Below are 20,044 nucleotides of genomic sequence, written 5' to 3'. Positions count from 1 at the left end.
CTTCCTCCCTCCTTATCTAAACTATATCAGTCAATGTAAGCGCTAAAAATAAATTAATGTCCATTGTTGTGGACACTCTTTTAAAAATCGTATCAAAGTATAAACGATTATCAAATTGATTTCATTCTCCAGTAGTTAAATATGACCACTTTAATTTCTATCTTTACGAACACTCATTCGCATATTATAATAGAATGCAAACAGAAGTTCGAGGAGGGCAGCAAGATGGACAGTTCAGAAGAGCCGCGGGGGATTTTCCTGGTCATCGACAATAAATCATTCTATGCCACGGTTGAGTGCACGATGCGCGGGCTGGATCCGCTCACCACGCCGCTCGTAGTTATGTCGGAAGCCGAAAATACCAATGGCGGGCTGGTGCTGGCATCATCCCCAATGGCCAAAAAGCTTTATGGCATCTCCAACGTCAATCGTCAGCGTGATCTGCCGCGCAACAACCATTTGATTGTGGTGCCGCCACGGATGAATACGTACATCGAAAAGAACATTGAGGTCAACAACATCTATCGCGAGTTCGTGGCCGATGAGGACCTGCTGCCGTATTCGATTGACGAGTCGATTCTGGACATCACTCATTCCTGGAAATTGTTCGGGGATGATCCAATTGCGGTCGTTAAAAAGATCCAAAAGACCGTTCATGACCGCCTGAAGCTGGTTACCACGGTAGGCGTGGGCGAGAATCCGCTGCAGGCCAAGATTGCGTTGGACGTCTATGCCAAGCATGATCCGCGCTTCATTGGCGAGATCACCTATGACACGGTCAAAGAAAAGATCTGGTCCATCCCTGAGATCACTGACGTCTGGGGCATCAACGAGCGAACTGCCAAACGTCTTGCCGGACTGGGAATTCATTCCATGACTGAGCTGGCTCATGCCGACCCGTTCATTCTCAAGGAAAAGATGGGCGTTATCGGCGCGCAGCTGTATGCCTCTGCCTGGGGAATCGACCGCACCGACCTGGCTGAGGAAGTCCTGCCAAAAGACAAGAGCCTGGGCAACTCACAGGTCCTGCCGCGCGATTATACGAGAGCCGAGGAGATTGAGGTCGTCATTCGAGAAATCGGCTCACAGGTAGCTTCTCGGCTCCGGGCGCATGACAAGCAGGCAGGGGCGTGTATCTTTCAATCGGCTATTCGCTGAGCACGCCAACGGAAGAAACCGGCTTTGCCCATTCGCTGAAGCTTTCCGATTCAACGGTCGATTCGAATCTCATCAACGAGCAGCTGCTTTATCTGTTCTATACATATTGGGATGGAGTATCGCCGGTTCGCCGCATCAGCGTGGCCGCAACTCGCTTGGCCGACCGCTATGGCGAGCAGCTCGATCTGTTCAATTCGCCCAAGTACGACATGGTTAAGCTGGAAGATACCGTTGACGCCATCCGCAAACGCTTTGGCAAGACGTCAATCATGCGGGCGTCCAGCTTGGAGAAGGGTGGCACGTTTATCGAAAGAAGTCAGTTGGTAGGAGGTCATGCCGGTGGGTGGACAAAGCTTGGAATAAAGAAACCGAAAGCGAAAGGATCTGTGAGCGAATCAAGCGCTGCTTTACCAATCGCTGGCGCACTAGGTACTGGGTCTCCGTAGTCTACTATGAGCCGGAGCATGGCTATAATCTTTTTCAACATTCAGCCACGCAACGCCTACAGCCGGTCCATCCCCATTGCTCGACTGGCTGATTGTGATTATTCTGAGTTGCTTGATATTATAACTGAGGTTCGCCAAGCATATCATTTCACGCTCAACTACCTAAACTTTCCTGATGACCAGCTCCGCGAAATGAGGAGGAAATTTCGATGAGAATGCAGTTTTATGATGATCAAGAGGCTGACAAGGTGGCCACGCAGTTTTTCAAATACTACTATCACGATCGCGGCAAGATGAAATGGGGCGGTTTCCTGCTTTCGGAACATACCGCCGCACTGAAAAAGGAAATCGATAAGGAACAGGATGCTGAACATCAAGAATAGCTTTTCAACAAGATCCGCGCTAAAATCGTGATATAATAGCGTCTGTGCCAAATAATGCACACCTGTTTATATTAATTTACGGTCCATGTCATTTCGACGTGGGCCATTTTTTTGATGAACGAAATCATTTAAGACATTAAAAAATTCAATATATACGTTTACAAATTGTTTAATCATTGCTCAGTCCGTGTTTTGCGTAAGGTACTCTTGCTTTTATCGACTACAAATTGTTCAAAGAAAATAGCGCTGCTTCAAGCTTTTCTCGAGCCTAAAACAGCGCTGTTACTGAATTCTTCGCAACTTTTCAATTGTTGTATCGCATTATTTATTGTGTCATGTAATTAACCGTATCAGATAAATAACTGCATTATTGTATACAACTATTTAGTACCAGAATTTCCAATGATTAGACATAGCCAGGAAGGGGATGTTTAGGCTGCCTGTTTATCGACCATGGCCAGTTTCTGCTGCAGCTCAGCGCGTACCTGGCACAGAATCAGATAATGCTCTGGTCGATTATAGGACGCGGGACCTTCCTTCATCAGATCAGTCTCGCCATCAATCAAACCATTCATCAGCGTGCAGACATAGATGTGCGTCTCAAGCGTCATGTCATCGGTCTGCTTGGATCTGGTCAGCACCCGCTCCGCTAAGATCAAGCAATCAAGGTACATGTCGTAGATTTGCTGATTATAAACGTTATGATCGTTCATCGCGCTGAGGCGTTCAAACTTTTCCATCATTGCGTCATAGACCTGAGTAAACATCGCGGAAACATCAAACATCGCAAAGTCCTCCTTTGAACATAAAAACCGCCTGGACCAACTCTGGCCTGGGCGGCTTCTTTAAGGGAACTTAATGAAAGTAAATTATCACCAAGCAATCAGCCTTGAGATAGAATGATCATCGGCCGCCGATCAGCCCCATATCCAACCGGCTGTCTGCATCATAAAACATTATTATCAGCCGTGCCTATCAGTTTTAAACCTGATTGAACATTCAAAATTGATAGTTTTAAATATAGTTATATTATAGTACAATTGACTATTTAAAGCTACTTAAATCAATAGAAGCCACCACTCATGATCTGTTTAAAAATACTGTTATGAAATAATGATTTTACTGCTAAGATAGGCAAGAAGACTAAAAAATTTGCGGTCGCGATATATTGTCGATATTAATAAATACAGAAAGGCGATTTACTAATGGAAAAACAAATTACAATCAAGCGGGACGGTCTGTCGTTGCACGGATTGATCGATCTTCCCGAGCAAGATGAGTTCGATCTGGTTATTTTGATGCATGGCTTTACCTCCGACCTCGGCTATACGAAACGCCGGGTCTTTTATGACTTAACGCCTGCCTTGCGCAAAAAAGGCTCGGTACTCTCCGCTTTGATTTTAACGGACATGGTAAAAGTGAGGGCTCGCTTTCAGAAATGACGATTTTCAATGAGCTTGCTGATGCCAATGCAGTTCTTAGTTTTGCTCAGCAGCTGAAAGGCGTTCGTCGAATTTACCTATTAGGACATTCGCAAGGTGGCGTGATTGCCAGCTTGATGGCGGCATACTATCCTGACTTGATCGCGAAACTGGTTCTAATGTCCCCAGCCGCCACGCTGATTGATGACGCGCGACTTGGTATCTGTCAGGGCAGCGTCTATGATCCGCACCATATTCCCAATACGGTTACGGTTAAACAGAAAACTATCAGCGGCTTCTACTTTAGAACTGCGCAGCTGCTGCCATTGTACGATATCGCCAAACACTATGAGAGTCCCGTATGTTTGGTTCATGGCACGGACGATACCATCGTTAATCCAGTTGCCTCGCTTCGGTACCATGATGTTTACAAAAACAGCACACTAAACTTGATTCCAAACTGTGATCACTCCTATCTCGATGAGGAGAAACGTCAACAGGCCATCGCAATCGTCTGCGACTTTTTAACTAAATAAACAGTTAAGCATGGCATGATACGCGTCATGCTTTTTTATCAACAAAAAGCCGCGCCCTGGGATGGAACGCGGCGAGGAAGATAATCTGAAAAAGCATGAGAGGTAGGGGATACTTGCTTGATCGTTCATCTGGCAAAACATATTTCAAACAGCATCTTCTCTTCTGCCCCTCTATCTATACTCTATGCAAGGTATTGAGTTTCGCACTTTTTTATTTCAATTTTTTCTGAATCAATGGCAACTTGAAAATGTATGGTTATGGCAGTCCCAAATTGTACAACATTACCTTCATTATTAATCAACTTTTTACAATCTACAATTTACTATTCACTATTTACATTGTATGAGTTTATTACATTATCACTTAAATGCCTTTATATAGCCATTTTAGCTGAGTTCACATTTTACAATTTACAATGCGCAATCTACTATTTACAATTCATTATTCACTATTTACATTGTAAAAGTTTTCGAAAAGCAACAATCAGTATCGCTTAGCCATCATAGATACTACTCTAAATTCGTCATTTTCAGTCCTGTAATTTTTGGCCCCAAAAAGGAATTACTGATATTATTCAAAACTACATGCATAACCCCAGACCGGCGGAGCGTGAGCGGAACATGGGGCTCACTCGAGGCGATGGTAAGCATGGCACATGCGGCCCGCCGGAGAGGAGACCCGTGAAGTGGAAGCAGAGCCGGCCTGGGGACGAACAAAAAATCTCGTTGACATTCTGCAAGGATAAGCCTAGTATTATGCCAACTCTATTTTGTACAAAGGGGGTCGAGATCATGATCAAGTTTGATTTTCTGAATAAAGCTTTGGACATGTGCATTCTAATTATTCGTCAAGCTGACATGATTTCGGCGGGGCGTTTCTTTTAGGATGCACAAGCACTCAACGCATTCTAAACAAGAAACGATTAATATTCCCTATTTTCTATGGGCTGCCGATCATACCTTATTGATCGACGGTCCTTTTTCTTTTACCATGGGAGGTTTTGATTATGCGTAAAGAAGAAGTCTTAAAAGTGCTGCACAATGAATCATCAACGGAGGGCGTACCAATCTCATTCTGGCGACATTTTGCCGACAACGAGTTTACCGATGCGGCCAAACATCCGAAAGTCATCACAACCAATCTGGACGGTCACCAAGATTATCTAAAGGCGGTTGATGTCGATCTGGTTAAAACGATGCTGGACGGCTACTTTCCATACCCATTTCATGAAGTTGGCGATCCGCGCGACCTCAGCCAGCTGGCACAAGTCGAGACGTTAAATGAAGACGACCCATGGATCACGGGACAGGTTGAACTGGCTAAGAAACAGCGCGCGATTGTTGGCGACAGGCCAATATTCGTGACGGTATTCTCGCCATTGATTCTGTTCAAATGGGCACTCATCAAACACTACGAAGAGGCATTAACTCTTGCTGACGAGCGTTTCTTTGATCTGTACGAGCAGAATCCAGAAATCGTCAAACACGTGCTGAACGTAATAGCCGATGATCAGATCAAAGTCGTTAAGGCGTTGCGTGCACAGACTGACATTGATGGCATCTACTACAGCACTCAGTCCATTCAGGATCAGCGCGCGGACAATCATGAGTTCTTTGCTGAAGTCATGGAGCCGGTTGATCTGAAGGTGCAGAACGCCATCAATCAGGAATTCGAAATCAATATCCTTCACATCTGCGGATTCGATGGCGCCACCAATCATCTGGAATGGTTCACCAACTATCCGCTGCAGGTAATCAACTGGGCCACCAAAGCAGACGGCTATACGCTTGGCGAGGGCAAGAAACTGTTTGGCGGTCGCGTCGTACTCGGCGGCTTTGACAACAGTCGCAAGGGCGTTCTTTATTCTGGCGACAAGGAAGAGATTCAAGCCTACGTACGCGATCTGATTTCTGAAGCCGGGACAAAAGGCGTGATTCTCGGTGCTGACTGTACGGTACCGCGTGACATCCCTTATGAGCATCTCAACTGGGCAATCGAGGCCGCGCATAAGCTCTAAACCACATCCCCGATACACTTGACTATTTTGTATATACATTTTGATAAAGCATCGAAGCAAGATGATGAGATTTAATGATTCGCCAGACATTCGCCTCTTGTCTTGCTTTAGATCTAATTCACGGGTTATAAACATGCTGCTCAAACAACGGACTAATCTAAATCATTATTGATGGCTGGTAATTCACTATTTACAATTCACAATCAACTATTTACAATTCACTATTTACATTGTAGAAGTTTATATAGATGTGCTATAAATGCCTTTATAATGGCTTTTTTGTGACGTTAATAATTTACTATTCACTATGAATAATCCACTATCTACAATTTACAATTCACTATTTACATTGTAGAAGTTTTCAAAGGATGAAATTAAAAGCTTCTTTTCATCTACAAAATCAACCATTGATCTGCTGATTTTCAGTCTTGAAATTTTTAGCTCCAAAAAGGAATTACTGATGTTATTCAAGACTACATGCACTCATACATGACCGGAACGTCCTGTATATGCAGAGGGTGTATATGCATCATCCCCCAGGCCGGCGAAGCGTGAGCGGAACATGGGGCTCACTCGAGGCGACGGTAAGCATGGCACATGCGGCCCGCCGGAGAGGAGACCCGTGGAGCGGAAGCGGAGCCGGCCTGGGGGAGCGTTAATACTATGGAACATAAAAACCCCAGAATCGATTTGCTCGACTCTGGGGTTTGCTAGTCCATCACTATGATATTTTATGTTGCATCGACGCGATTTCATCATTAAAGATTTTTAATGTCAGCGTCTGCTTCACTTATTTTTTCTGACTTCTATACCATCTAGTCCTGTCGTGGTTCCGCTCGTTTGGAATCCCTAACCGTTTTCTCTGCTCCTCTTCATACTGTTTCTTCGCGTAGAAACGCATGTATGATTCAGATACCGACCTAGGATGACGATGCAGCCAGAACTCTAAACCGCGGCCTGTGTTTTCCGAATCTGCTTTCTGCTTTTGCTCCGATGATCCCGGACGCTTCTTTGGCTTCTTGGAATCTTCTGGATGTTCCTTTTGCTCCAATTTTTCAACTTCTTTATGTTAAATTACTTTTTCTCTACTATCGATAATTGAGAAATAAAAACTCGACATTGGATTAGTCAATATAGGGGGTATTTCTCTTTTTTAATGAGAGTCATTTTATAGCGCTGCTTTTCCGTTCTTACATCTGGGTCTAATGCTACTACGGCGTGTCAGCTTCGGCAATCCCCAATTCTTCAATAACTACTAAAGGCCTGACTCCAGTTGATCGTGGAATCAGGCCTTTTAGCTTACATATTTATTTAACGTGTCGCGTTCACGCAGCAAATGCTACTTATTGCGTGATGTCAGCATGTCCTTTTCTTCCAGAATACGCAGGATCTGGTAGAAGCGTGACTGATCACTGTTTGGCAGCTGGTCGACGGCCGTGCTGATCATCTTCTTTTCCAGCTCGCGCACGTTCTTGGCCGCGCCAACGTTAACCAATGCCGTCAGCTGATTGCGAACGTGGTTGTCGACCCGCACGTTGGTAGAGTAGGTAACCTGTTCAGAGTTTTGAACGATGTCTTCGCGCTTGACCTGTTTTTCAACAACAAAGTCCGCGCCGTGCTTCATTTCTGGACGTTCATCCTTCTTCATGTCGTGATTTAACAAGCCCATTTTAAATCGCTCCTTTTATTGATTATCCGTTTCTTGCTTGCCCTTGTTCAGTCGTTCGATAATTTCCTTGGCGACCGCTTTGTACGCGTTTTGCGTCTTGCGGTCCCAAGCATCCTTGTCGTTGTCGGTGATCCCGGTCATGTCCATCCGCTTGACCCGTTCCATGATCGTGATGTGGCTGTTGAAAATGTTGTCCTCGCCAAATTCCTCGCTTGCTGACTGAAGAATCTTGGCGTCAACGGAAGAGTCGCGCTTGGACAGCACTGGCAGCAGGCCGATAACGTCAACCTTGGATTGGAAGGAATTGATGATTACCCGCTGCAGATATTCAATCAGGTATTCAGCACCAACCAGAGAACGTTCCTGCGTCTGCAGAACGATGATAATCTGATCGCAGGCGTAGAAGGCCGTATCGTTGGAAAGTCCCAGCGTAGGCGGAACGTCGATAAAGATAAAGTCGTAACGATCAATCAGCTGATCTTCAAGCAGCTTGCGGAAGTAGGAAACACGGCTCTTTTCATCAGATTCCTTGTTCTCAAGAAAACGACCGTACAAAGAGAAGTCAACCGCCGTTGGAATCAGATCCAGATTTTCATTGATTGACAGAATCGCGTTGGTCAGCGGTTCCTCATTCTGCAACACCGTCATCAAAGACTTGTTGATCGTTGCCACGGCAGACTGGCCACGCGTCTTGGTCTTCAAAAGAGCTGCGTGATGTTTGCCTGGGGGTCAAAGTCGATGACCAGCGTCTTGTAGCCGAGCTTGGACAGGTTGTAGCTGACCAAAGCAGTCGTCGACGTCTTCCCGACACCACCCTTTTGATTGCAAAAGGACATTACGGTAGCACTCATTATTTTTCACCTCATCAATAGTTTTTTCGCTGTTTCGCTAGTTATCAAAAATATTATATCAAACTTTCTCGCTGTAAATAGCAAATAATGAATAATTAATTGTGAATTGTTAACATTAGCAGAGTTTTTCTAATCTATTCTGACACAAGGGATTTCGAATCTGCCAATTTTCTCTCATTCATCTTCCACATTGTAAATTGTTAATAGTGAATTGTAAATAGTTAACTACCCGAAAATCGCTATTGATTTAGGAATATTTATGTGTAATTATTACTTTAATGATCGATATGAAAACCACATGGAGTTGTTAGAGAATCGATCATCCAAAACGGTTGGTCTTGAAGGCGTAAATCGTTTTGAACTTTGTTAGATCAAGACTGCAAAATTTAATCGATATCGGTTAAAATGTCTTTGTAACCGTTTTAATCAAAATGGTTAGAATAAGCAGCAGAATGTTCTTTATAAAACATAAAACGAATTAGAGATTCAGGCAATAAAAAAAGAATCATGAGTGGCCGCTCATGATTCTGAGATTATCCTGAATACTCAAGCACTGCAATCATGATGCTATAATGTAAAGATTGAATGTAAAGATTGAGATATCCAGTTTGATTTATTTTTTAATGTAGTCACATTATAGCATTATTGAGTGCGTTCATCAAAGGCAATTGGCTTGGTCGCATGACTTTTGCGAATTGCTGAAAGTGCTTGAGTGTTTTTGAGATAGTCTCTTTCACTGCCGCTGGTAAGGAAGGAGATTTTTTTTATGACTTCAAAATTTGTTAAAGTCGAGCTGGACCTGCTCCAAAATGACAACTATCGAAAACTCGATGGCAATTCAATGCTGATGTATTCTCTCTACCGCTCACGGCTTGATGGCTCAATCCGCAACGCGCAAAACGGCAACCCACGCTTCATCGATAGCAACGGCCAGCCATTTATCTACTTCACCAACGATGAGATGGCCGACTTGCTGCACACGTCTCGCCATACCGTGACCAACGCTCGGAAAAAGCTGATCAAGTTTGGTCTGATTCATGTTGAACGAACCGGAATGAGTGAATATCGGGTGTATGTCAACAATTACGTGCGGAGTGCAAAATGTGAACACCGCGAAAACACCCAAAACAGCTATCAAACCTCGTCATATCAACAATTCACCCGGAGTACAGAATCTGAACGCCGTAACGTGCAAAATGTGAACACAAGTAAGACAAAGCTATTACATAACTATCTAGACAACGTAGATTCGATTGATTCCTCCGCGAAAAATCGCGAGGAAAAAATTCAAAACGAAGCCATCAACATCGCGTCCGCAAAATCTGACGACACGCACCAGCCAACAGCCGCTGATGATCAAAAAACGAAGCCATCGAATGAGCCGGTTGAAGAACGCTCTTTAGGACTCGTTGACGATAATGATCTGGACTTCGCGTTCGCCCTGTATCGTTCGCAGTTTGGGCATCTTACCAACTACACGGCTCGTTATCTGGAAAGTCTGCAGAAGCAGTTTGGCGCCAGAATGCTGAGCTGTGCCATCAAACTCAGCAAAAGATATTCAATCAGCAATCCACCGGCCTATATCGCCCAGATTCTCTACACGGATCGCGCCAATGGCATCACCAATCTGGACGACATGGTCTATGATCATCTCAAGGCTGCTGAATTCCTGGACGCAAGCTTTTCGACTATGAACCAGAATCGCAAGAAATTCCGGATCATGACGCAGGAGATGCTTAGCCAGTTCCGCAGCGCGCCTAAGATTCCAATTCTCAAACTGCCGGAAGACGACGCGCCAAGTCCCGCACAAAGCCATGCAGCATCTGAATCAGAATACGAGTTCCGTGAAGTGCCGATCATGCCGTCAAAGCAGAATTGGCAGTCCAGCAATCCCGTTGACGCAAACAGCTCAAATTTCACGTGTAACTTTGATCGGAACGCTCAGACATCTAACGCGATGAACGATGCCATTACCCAGCCAAGCGCTCAAAACAATCAATTTGCCGACTATCCGGTAGACTGGCTGACGAAGCGGATCGCCAACGAAAAAAACGTGCCGCAATCCAACGACGCTCAACAGCGAATCGTGGAAAAGGCCATTGGGCAGACCGCGGCTGAATTTATGGACGCCTATCCTAAAGCCGCGCCAGATGACAAGCGTCGTTTCGCGTCATCAGCAAACACGGAGCAGCAGTCGCCAAGTTCAGAGCATGAGAAATTCCAGCCGCCATTTTCGCTTAAGGATTTCAAAAAGCAGATTTTCGGCTTCAAGCAAAACGGTCTCAATCCGGGAATGGCATAGGTAAAAATCGGCAATAAAATTCTCGTCGGGCGACTAGACCAGTGGACGCTTACTGAACGTGGAGCGACGGTACTCGGAACTGATCAGCGAGCTGTCCCAGGAGTATCATGTCTATCGCAACACCATGGCGACCTTGTACAAGAAGACCAATGCTCAGTCGGTGGGTGCATCTCGAGTCGACATCGGCTGGTACCGCTGTACCGGGTTGACCAGATTCATGAAGAATGTCGGCTGCGCGGAGCCAAGATGGTTCTGATCATGCTGACGAACGATCCAGATGAGATGATCGACCTGGCCAAGCGCCTGCGGCCAGAGATTCTGCACGTGGCAGGGGATGGCTACACGGCTGACGAGGAATTCGCCAAGCGTTTGAAAGAAGTCGCTCCTGACACTGAACTGATGCAGGCAGTGCTGGTTGATGGCAAGGGAGCCATTGAGCGCGTCAAGAAGGTTGATCCATTCGTCGACTACATTCTGCTGGACTCTGGCCTGGCTCCTGACACGGGGATTGGTACTTCCGGTCAGACGCACGACTGGAATATCGATGCTGAAATCGTCAAGTCGGTCAATGCCAAGGTAATTGAAGCTAGTGGACTGGGACCAGATAACGTGGCGGACGCGATCAAGAAGATTCGTCCATACGGCGTCGACTCGCTGACCAAGACGAGCATCGAGTACGACCACGGCAACATGGAAAAAGACATTCCAAAGGTCAAGGCGTTCTGCGAGGCCGCTGACAAAGCCGCAGCGGAGATTGGTCTGTAGAATCCAAAAAGCGAGACGATTAACGCGATCCAGAGTCAGGGGAGGCTCTGATTGTCATCAATCAAGAGAATGCGAGGGGCGTGGAATATGAAAATCAGAATGCAGCAACCGATCAAGGTCGTCGTCGAACACGATCTGGCCAAATCAATCATGGAGATTCTCAAGCTAGAGGATAAACGGCGCGTAATGGTAGTGCTCGATCAGTTTTTGATGGGCGTGCCAGCCGTACAGGAAATGCTCGCCGAAATGGATGAGAATGGCATTGAGACGGCGGTCTACAGCGAGATCGTACCAGACCCGCCTGCCAGCGTCATCAATAAGGGCGCGGAATCAATGAAAAACTTTGGCGCGGACTGCGTGATCGCAATCGGTGGTGGGAGCTGCCTGGACAGTGCCAAGGGAATCGACATCGTGGCCAGCAATGGCGACAGCCGCGATATCCTCGACTACGTAAAAGACGAATCGCTTATCCGTGACTTCAAGTGTCTGATCAGCGTGCCTACCACGGCCGGTACTGGGAGCGAGATGTCCAACGCGCTCGTAGTTACCGATGAAACGACCCTGAGAAGAATGCTATCTTATCGGACCGCATCTTGAGTGATTACGCGCTGCTGATCCCTAAACTGACGCTGAGTCTGCCAAAGCGCCAAACGATTGCCAGCGGTTTGGACGTCTTCTCGCACGCCGCAGAAGGCTACCTGTCCAATCTAAGCAGTCCCGTGGCCTATGCCATCTCAGAAAAGATCATGTTCCTGTGTGCCAACTATCTGCCTAAAGCGGTTGCGGAAGGCCAGAACATTGAGTATCGTGAGCGAATGATGGTGGCTACCAACTTGGCGGGCTGGATTCTTAACCAGTCTGGAACCATCGTGGCGCATTCAGAAGCTCACATTCTGGGATCCAAGTATCATTTCGTCCATGGTGAGGCGGTTGCCTATGCTCTGCCTTCCGTGCTTGAGATGTCGGTCTCTGTACTGTCTAAGAAGGTCAAGGAGATTGGCAAGATTCTGGGCGCCGAGTTTACTGGAGATGAAACACCAGACGAAATTGGCGCGATCACCAAGCAGGCCTATCTGAAGTTCCGTGACGAGCAGGTCGGACTGCATCCATTTTCCGACTATGGCGTCTCGAACGAAGAGTTGGCCAAGAACGCGGATGAGGTGCTTCATGAACGATTTGCCGGCAATACGTCCTTTGAGCTGACCAAGGAAGAGGTTACCGCGCTGCTGAAGTATTTCGGCTAGTGGTGACGTTAATTTAAAATAAGCCAGGTCGTGACGAGTTCATTGATAATGCATAGGCTGGATACCCGCTACTTTAGTGGCGGGAGGAACCCCCCATTCAAGAGGTTGGGAAAAAACTATATTTTCAGATGAATTTTAGAGAATAGTAATATTAAAAATCGCTAGAAATCAACGTTTTCAGCAACGTGGTTCCTAGCGATTCTTTAGTTTTGAGACTTTTTTTCCAACCTCTTCTTTTTTACCTTTTTTCTTTCTTAAACTTCATATATAAATATAGTATAATTAAGCTATGAAGAAAGTGAGGTGAACCTAATGCAACAAGCCATTACTATTAAATGTAAATTAAAGTTACAGTCACCACTCGATGAATCAGCTTTAGCTAAATCTTTAGAGAATTACCGGCAGGCTTGTAATGCAGTTTCTCAGTATATGTTTAACCATAACTTTGAAATGGCTCAAGCGAAGTTAAATAAGGCGTTGTACCATCAATTGCGAAGCGATTATGGATTAAAAGCGCAAATGGCTCAGTCAGCAATTCGTAATGTCGTTGCTCGTTACCGAACCGTTAAAACACAATTGGCTCAAAAGCCTTATCGTTATAACACAGGCAGGCAGGATCAATACGGCAATGATATTTGGGAAAGTGAGTCCCGCACTCTAGAGTGGCTGTGGTATCCTATCAGTTTTAAACGACCTCAATTAGATTTACAACGCAATCGTGATTGGTCACTTAAAGACAATCATGTAATGTCTATCAATACAGTTAATGGTCGTATAAAAGCACCATTTACTTGCCAAGGATTTGATCAATATTTAGACGGCACTTGGCAATTTGGTATAGCTAAGATATTACATATTGGCAGTAAGTGGTACATGCACATTAGTGCAACCAAGGAACTGCCAGACTACCTAAAAGAACAATCACAACATGTAGTCGGTATTGATCGAGGATTAAGATTCTTGGCAACTGCGTATGATGAGCAAGGGAAAACGTTGTTTTTCCAGGGTCAAGAAGTAATACGCAAGCGCCGTAAATTTAAACGATTACGCCAACAGCTGCAAAGCAAGGGAACTAAATCAGCCAAGCGCCGATTAAAGAAGATTGGTCAACGAGAGAACCGCTGGATGACTGATGTCAATCATCAGTTGTCAAAGACACTCGTTAACCGTTATGGTGCTGATACCCTTTTTGTTTTGGAAAATCTAGTTAATGTACGATTTGCGACTGAAAAGGTTACAAAAGCAAAGCGCTACGAACAAGTATCCTGGGCTTTCTATCAGCTAGGCCAATTTTTAACTTATAAGGCTCGTTTAGTCGGGAGCGAAGTAATTCAAGTTTCAGCTAAATACACGAGCCAACGTTGTCCAAAATGTGGTCGCATCTGGAAAAACAATCGTAACCATCAAGAACATTTGTATGTTTGCGATCGATGCGGGTACAAATCTAATGACGATCGGATTGGCGCCATGAACATTCAACTCTTGGGTACTCAGTATATTAGCGGCAATGAACGTCCATCTTTTAGTAAATTAACGACTAATGAGTAAACCTCGTTGGTTAAACGGGTGTCGTCAACCACCCGATGATGTAGCCACAGCAGAAGAAGCACGTTAGTGCGTTACTACTTCTAAGCCGTTAGGCTTGTGAGCTGCAAGCCACCGATTTTAATCGGTGGTAGTTGACGGCTTGGCTTTTTCTTTGGTTTTAGACGCTCCCCAGGCCGGCTCCGCTTCCGCTCCACGGGTCTCCTCTCCGGCGGGCCGCATGTGCCATGCTTGCCGTCGCCTCGAGTGAGCCCCATGATTCGCTCATGCTCCGCCGGCTTGGGGGATGCATATACACCCTCTTTATATTTATATACAGGAAGTTCTAGTCATATATGAGTGCATGTAGTCTTGAATAACATCAGGAATTCCTTTTTGGGGTTAAAAATTACAGGACCGAAATTGACGGATTTGGGATAATATCTACGTCGGTTAAGCGATACTGCTCGTTGCTGTTTGTAAACTTATACAATGTAAATAATAAATAATGAATTGTAAATAATAGATTGTGCATTGTGAATTGTAAAATGTTAACGTAGTATAAACCGCTATACAAAGGGTCTTAAGTGATAATGTTATAAACTTCTACAATGTAAATAGTTAATAGTAGATAGTGGATTGTAAACAATTAATTGTGAATGATAAATTATCATCAATGATCGAGGTTGATAAAAGAGGATTAAAGGCCATTTCAAAACTCGCCAAAGGTTAAAGAGCTGCCATATTAATTGATTGAATCGGGATTGGCAAAAGCCAGTTCCGATTTTTTAATATCAGAAGACGATCCGCTGATCATAACGGGTCGTCTTTTTTGATGAATGATGAGCAGGTATCTCTTGTTTTTTGATATCTTTATCGGCAGACTTTTGCTTATTTAATAAACTCCAACAATGTAAATAATGAATTATGAATAGTAAATAGTAGATTGTAAATTGTGGAAAGTGGATTATTTACGGTTAAGATATGCTGATATATGGGCATTTATATCCCGTTGCAGAAAACTTCTACAATGTAAATAATAAATTGTAAATAGTAGATTGTAAATTGTGAATTGTAAAAAGTAAATAATCCACGATAAAAGATTGGTTCCGAGTTGGTTCAACTTACACTCCGCTGACTTGGTTTATTTGTCATAATTTCAAAAATTTTTAGGGCTTTTTTTCATACATAGACGCTTATTGTCCGGATTGGTTGATAAAATCAAAATTGAGGTGAAGAATTATGTATGATTATCGAAAAGATATAATTAATATTATTAAGGGCACTAATCCCAGCATTGAAGGAATTGAAGCAGTCCAGTCGATCGTGAATCTGTTACGGCATCAGTCCGGCTATCAGAATCCGATGAGCAGCGGATTGCCAAGCGAGCCTGAAAGAAATGAAGAGACGATTGAGCCGCTTGAAACGGCATCCTCGCCAGACACGGCAATTGAGCAGAATGAAGCAAGCGAGGCCGTTGAAGATATTCAAGAAACTGAGATGGCTGACAATGATGAGGGCACTCAGACTGAGCAGGATGAGGTATCAGTTTCTGACGAGGATAATACTGAAAATCCAGCCGAAAAGCGCGATGCCTTGACGCTGGCCCAGTATGACGCGATTCATATTTTTAAGTCGATTATGGAAACGACCGCCAACGAGCTGCGCAGAGTAGTCAAGGATTCAGAATATCAGCCATCGTTTGGCACGCTGAAGAAGAATCTCGAGGACTGCCACTATAATCTGGGCGATGAAGACAATGCAACGACCAACGCTTACTATCTGATCGCGTCGCAGCAGCTGAAACAGGCACGGCAAACATATCAGGACATGCTGATTGGTAAGGGAAATATTAGTCAGCTGATCGAGCGCCTGATCGCGACCGGCATTGATCTGGCCAAGAAAGCCGATAATGCTTCCAAGCTGACCGCCTTTCAAGAAGCAGTTGCTGAGGTGCAGATGAAGGGGCTGATCAAGGAAGAGACGGCTCAACGATTTGACGCGCTATTGAAAGAACGGCAAAGCGCAGCGGACAAGCAGACCGTTGAACCGGCCGAAGAACCTAAAGCGGCTGACATGGTCAATGTTGATAATGAACCAGTTGAGAAGCCTGCCGAGAACGAAGCTGATACGGAGCAGGTTTCGCCAACGCGTTCCGAACCAGAAACTGAGCCATCATTTGCCGAATTGCTTGATCAATCGTCAGTGTTTGATCTGGATCCTGGCGAATACGTCGTGCAGCGTCGTCTGACTGGGGCTCAGCTGTTGGATGCCTACGGTCAGCAGGCGTTCTTTATCAGCGAGAAGATGATCCGAATGCTGAATCTGCAAGATGGCGATATCGTTACAGCTGATGGCGAGCCCTACCAATCATTATCCAAGGCATATATCAAACGGGTCACTGGCCATCTGGATTTGGACTATGATCCGATTGAGGTATTCCGCCAAGCCGTAGTCGAAAACAAGGATGGCGAGCTGGTCGTTACCCATAACATCTATGGAAAGCGGCTGAAGGTCAATGGATCCAAGGTTACCTATCACGTCAAGGATGACCGCATTCAGTTCATGGTGCAGGATGGCGATATTGTGGATCTGGCCTGGTACGCCAACGATGACAACGCCCAGGACAGTATGACGATTCGCTGGGTCTACCCGCTTGAAGACGATAATCAGCCGGTAGAAAAGGCACCAAAGCAGAAATCCGCGGAAAAGAAGCCCGCTAAAAAGGAAAAGATGCATCTCGCGCTTGGTTTAAGCAAGCAGATCTTTGGCAGCATGCAGCAAGGAACTCAAGACGCCAAGAAGCTGAGGGTCGATCTGAAAGGACAAAAAGTCGGCATCGCGATCGGCAATGGTCAAAACGGCGAGATTCTGAAAGCCACGGTTAAGGCCTGCAACGGGGATCCACGGCTGATCAACGCGTTCGCCGGCAAGAGCAAGAAGATCGAAAAGGCGGTCAAGAATCTTGATATGGTGATCATGATCAAGTCCTACGCGAACCATCCATCGTCCTGGTCGCTTGCTAAGGCCTGCAAGAAGTACGGCGTCAAGTTTGCCGTAAGCAACAAGATGTCGACGCAATCCTTCTGCCGTGCGCTGTATCGGGCTGAAAACAACCTGCCATCCGATGAGCAAAGTGGTCAGGAAATCGAGTACCCAATGGGATAAGATGGGCAATCAATTGATAAAATGAGAGCAGTTAAAAAGTCATTATGTTATGAATACGGCTAATAAATATAGTAAGAAGAAATGAGGTGCCTCGCTAAGTAATAAGTAAAGAGGTGCCTCATTATTTTTCACATATTTTAAGACTGCCATCGACATTATGGTATGCTTTTATATATCAATAAAGGACCGTCATAGAAAGAGGTTATGTTATTTATGTCGAGCATGGTAATTAGTTGCATTTTGACGGGAATTATATCGGTTGCTATCTCGTATTTTATTAATATACATCTTGGAAATAGACGAGAAAAAAATAAGATAATATATAATCAACTTAAAAATTACGCAGATAACCTGGCATCTCTTATCGAACAATGGTCAGAGTTTAATGAACTTATGGATAACTGGAATCTTGAAATTAAAGACAATAATAAGAAGATTGCACCGATTTTTTTAAAAAATAGCATGTCTAAGATAATCAATATTGAAAACGAATTTACTAGTTACAGAGAGTCGGTACATGATACTAAAGAGATAATAGCTAATAATTTTAATGATGATAATGTGTTTACGATGTCTGTCTATTCTATGAATGCAGATAAAGGCGATGAGTATAGTGAAGCAAATTTTTTAGAATTTTTTAAAAAGGATTATCAGTTACGAACAAATGGAGAAAATAGCCTTTTGGATGAGGATGTAGCATTGGCAATTATGAATAGAATGTATGGTACCTACATACAGATATATAAATATAGAATCCAAGTAAAAATGGAAAAAGCACAAGATTATATTGATCAAAAGCTTCAATTGGTATCTAATTCTATTTCTAAACATAAACTTTAAAATAAATAGTTGTTGAGGCCTTTTGAATAAGTAAGATCACGATTGGTATGAATCATTAATGCCAAAGAAGAAATTACTTATTTGTTCAAGCATATTAATTCTATTTGCGATTTTTGGGAGAGTGTCAATAATTTTGTGTACTTTTGAAAATCCTTCTTTGTATGAAATGCTTACTTAAATAAACATGGAATCCAAGGTATCCTTGCTTCCTCGAAATCCACGATGTGCTCGTTCTTCGAACTTGTCATTGTATTCTAGAATTTGAGTTGTCACGAATCGTTGAAGGGCATCCTCATTTGGAAACTGCTCCTTCTGGCGAATTTTCTTCTTCAACTTTTTGTTGAAAGCTTCAATCAAATTTGTTGAGTAAATTGATGCCCGAATGCTTGGCGGAAATTCGTAGAAGGTGAATAAGTTACTTAACTTACCCAATTTTCGCATCTGGTTGCTATATTTGCTTTTCCATTTCAAAATGAAGTTATCTAAAGCTTGTTTTGCTTCTTCAAGTGATTCAGATTGGCGAATTTCTTTAAATTCGCTCATCAAATCTCGCATATCGCTTTTTCGCACATGTGATGTGAGGTTACGAAGCACATGGACTAAGCAGCGCTGAAACTTAGCGGTTGGATAAATTTCTGCAATCACATTTTCGAGCCCAATAAAACCATCGGCGATGAATAACTGAACCTGTTCAATTCCTCGATTGCGTAAACTTTCAAGTAGTTCACGCCATGCTTCACCATTTTCGTTTGGTGCTACCGAGAAGTCTAAGACTTCTTTACCGCCGTCACTACGAATTCCAATCGCGATATTAACCGCTTCGCGCTCAACAGTTCCGCGCTTGAGCGGAATATAAGTAGCGTCTAAGAACACGCAAACATACTGTGAGTGCTTAAAGGTCCTGTTATGAAACTCTTCAACCAAGTTGCCAACTTGCTTAGTAATATTTGAAACGGTAGTTGGTGAATAGTAATCGCCATACATGCGCTCAACTAAATCAGCTATTTCACGAGTCGTGATGCCTTTGGAATACATTTTAATGATCATCGATTCCAGAGTATCTGTCCGCCGTGAATATGGTTCGAATAAAGCGTTACGAAATTTATTCTTACGATCGCGCGGAACCGTAATATTGATTGGTCCAAATTCAGTATCGATGGTTCGCTGATACGATCCGTTTCTGGCGTTGTCCCCATGAGCGGAACTGTCGTTACGCTCATAGGGTTGGTAGCCTAAGACTGCCGACAATTCTTCTTGAAGTAATGTATTGACGGTTTGTTCTAACTGATTGCGAAAGACATCTTTTAATGATGTTTTAGAGTCAGAAGATAGCGCGTCAAGAATTTCTTTGTTAAACTGGTTCATAGGGAAAGCCTCCGTTTTGATTGTGTTTAGCGATTTAATCATACGGGGAAGGCTTTCCCTTTTCAATTTAATTTAGAAATTTACACAAAATATTTTACACTCCCATTTTTGGAGATTAGTTCGAAAAATGATACAGTAAATAATATTTTAGGTTCAATTTAAAACTTTCAGTAAGTTTAGGAAAAGGGAATATTGCTTAAAGTCGAGCCCTTAGAGTTAGGTAGTACTAATTCTAAGGGCTCAAGTTATTTCTGGTACTTCTTAATCAATCATTTCGACAATTTTTATGCTCAAGACATATGTCCTCAAAAACGAACAAAAAATCCACCATTTTTCTGAAACCGCTATCATTTT

General features: G+C 43.9%; 12 protein-coding genes and 4 pseudogenes. 12 read left to right on the top strand and 4 right to left on the bottom strand.

Annotation, left to right across the window (positions count from 1 at the left end):
• Positions 1-225 precede the first annotated feature (225 nt).
• Both H0G69_RS10555 and H0G69_RS10550 read left to right on the top strand, forming a co-directional pair.
• Positions 226-1,502 (top strand): annotated as a pseudogene (locus H0G69_RS10555) (Y-family DNA polymerase); the annotation flags it as partial.
• A 311-nt stretch (positions 1,503-1,813) separates the two neighbouring features.
• The gene (locus tag H0G69_RS10550; RefSeq protein WP_180305446.1) at positions 1,814-1,987 is read left to right on the top strand and encodes a hypothetical protein; all 174 of its coding nucleotides are present in this window, start codon (positions 1,814-1,816) and stop codon (positions 1,985-1,987) included.
• 431 nt (positions 1,988-2,418) lie between these two features.
• Here the strand turns inward: H0G69_RS10550 and H0G69_RS10545 are convergent, their stop codons facing one another.
• Positions 2,419-2,772, bottom strand: a complete 354-nt coding sequence (locus H0G69_RS10545; protein WP_180305447.1) for a hypothetical protein — start codon at positions 2,770-2,772, stop codon at positions 2,419-2,421.
• A 420-nt stretch (positions 2,773-3,192) separates the two neighbouring features.
• On the opposite strand from H0G69_RS10545, the gene H0G69_RS11015 reads away from it, so the two are divergent.
• The 3 genes and pseudogenes from H0G69_RS11015 to H0G69_RS10535 all read left to right on the top strand — a co-directional run bounded on the left by H0G69_RS11015 (position 3,193) and on the right by H0G69_RS10535 (position 5,962).
• Positions 3,193-3,429 (top strand): hypothetical protein, encoded by a 237-nt coding sequence (locus H0G69_RS11015; RefSeq protein ID WP_240164392.1) that lies wholly within the window; start codon positions 3,193-3,195, stop codon positions 3,427-3,429.
• Positions 3,405-3,944: pseudogene (locus H0G69_RS11005) on the top strand (alpha/beta hydrolase); the annotation flags it as partial. The gene H0G69_RS11015 and the pseudogene H0G69_RS11005, both read left to right, overlap by 25 nt.
• A 1,007-nt stretch (positions 3,945-4,951) precedes the next feature.
• Positions 4,952-5,962, top strand: a complete 1,011-nt coding sequence (locus tag H0G69_RS10535) for a uroporphyrinogen decarboxylase family protein (protein ID WP_180305448.1) — start codon at positions 4,952-4,954, stop codon at positions 5,960-5,962.
• Between the two features lie 1,339 nt (positions 5,963-7,301).
• Here H0G69_RS10535 and H0G69_RS10530 read toward each other — a convergent pair.
• Entirely contained in the window at positions 7,302-7,631 is a 330-nt protein-coding gene (locus tag H0G69_RS10530) for a DUF5388 domain-containing protein (RefSeq protein WP_006501149.1), read from the bottom strand.
• 15 nt (positions 7,632-7,646) lie between these two features.
• A pseudogene (locus H0G69_RS10525) lies at positions 7,647-8,482 on the bottom strand (ParA family protein).
• A 766-nt stretch (positions 8,483-9,248) separates the two neighbouring features.
• On the opposite strand from H0G69_RS10525, the gene H0G69_RS10520 reads away from it, so the two are divergent.
• The 7 genes and pseudogenes from H0G69_RS10520 to H0G69_RS10495 all read left to right on the top strand — a co-directional run bounded on the left by H0G69_RS10520 (position 9,249) and on the right by H0G69_RS10495 (position 18,325).
• Positions 9,249-10,784, top strand: a complete 1,536-nt coding sequence (locus H0G69_RS10520) for a replication initiator protein A (RefSeq protein WP_180305450.1) — start codon at positions 9,249-9,251, stop codon at positions 10,782-10,784.
• A 189-nt stretch (positions 10,785-10,973) separates the two neighbouring features.
• A pseudogene (gene trpF / locus H0G69_RS10515) lies at positions 10,974-11,549 on the top strand (phosphoribosylanthranilate isomerase); the annotation flags it as partial.
• Between the two features lie 87 nt (positions 11,550-11,636).
• A complete protein-coding gene (locus H0G69_RS11145; RefSeq protein ID WP_338124775.1) occupies positions 11,637-12,146 on the top strand; it encodes an iron-containing alcohol dehydrogenase in 510 nt (169 codons plus the stop codon).
• Positions 12,143-12,793: a dehydroquinate synthase/iron-containing alcohol dehydrogenase family protein gene (locus tag H0G69_RS11140; protein ID WP_338124774.1), complete on the top strand. Its 651-nt coding sequence runs from the start codon at positions 12,143-12,145 to the stop codon at positions 12,791-12,793. The genes H0G69_RS11145 and H0G69_RS11140 overlap by 4 nt, the downstream gene beginning before the upstream one ends.
• Before the next feature lie 312 nt (positions 12,794-13,105).
• Complete coding sequence (locus tag H0G69_RS10505) at positions 13,106-14,341, top strand: RNA-guided endonuclease TnpB family protein (protein WP_180305470.1); 1,236 nt, start codon at positions 13,106-13,108, stop codon at positions 14,339-14,341.
• A gap of 1,218 nt (positions 14,342-15,559) precedes the next feature.
• A complete protein-coding gene (locus H0G69_RS10500; RefSeq protein WP_180305451.1) occupies positions 15,560-17,485 on the top strand; it encodes a DUF2325 domain-containing protein in 1,926 nt (641 codons plus the stop codon).
• A 213-nt stretch (positions 17,486-17,698) separates the two neighbouring features.
• Entirely contained in the window at positions 17,699-18,325 is a 627-nt protein-coding gene (locus tag H0G69_RS10495) for a hypothetical protein (protein WP_180305452.1), read from the top strand.
• Positions 18,326-18,499: 174 nt separating this feature from the next.
• On the opposite strand, the gene H0G69_RS10490 is transcribed toward H0G69_RS10495, so the two are convergent.
• Positions 18,500-19,690 (bottom strand): IS256 family transposase, encoded by a 1,191-nt coding sequence (locus H0G69_RS10490; RefSeq protein WP_045025302.1) that lies wholly within the window; start codon positions 19,688-19,690, stop codon positions 18,500-18,502.
• Between the last annotated feature and the right edge of the window lie 354 nt (positions 19,691-20,044).

This window comes from Limosilactobacillus mucosae, from assembly GCF_013423865.1.
Taxonomy (GTDB): domain Bacteria; phylum Bacillota; class Bacilli; order Lactobacillales; family Lactobacillaceae; genus Limosilactobacillus; species Limosilactobacillus mucosae.
This window is presented reverse-complemented; position numbering and strand designations above follow the sequence as displayed.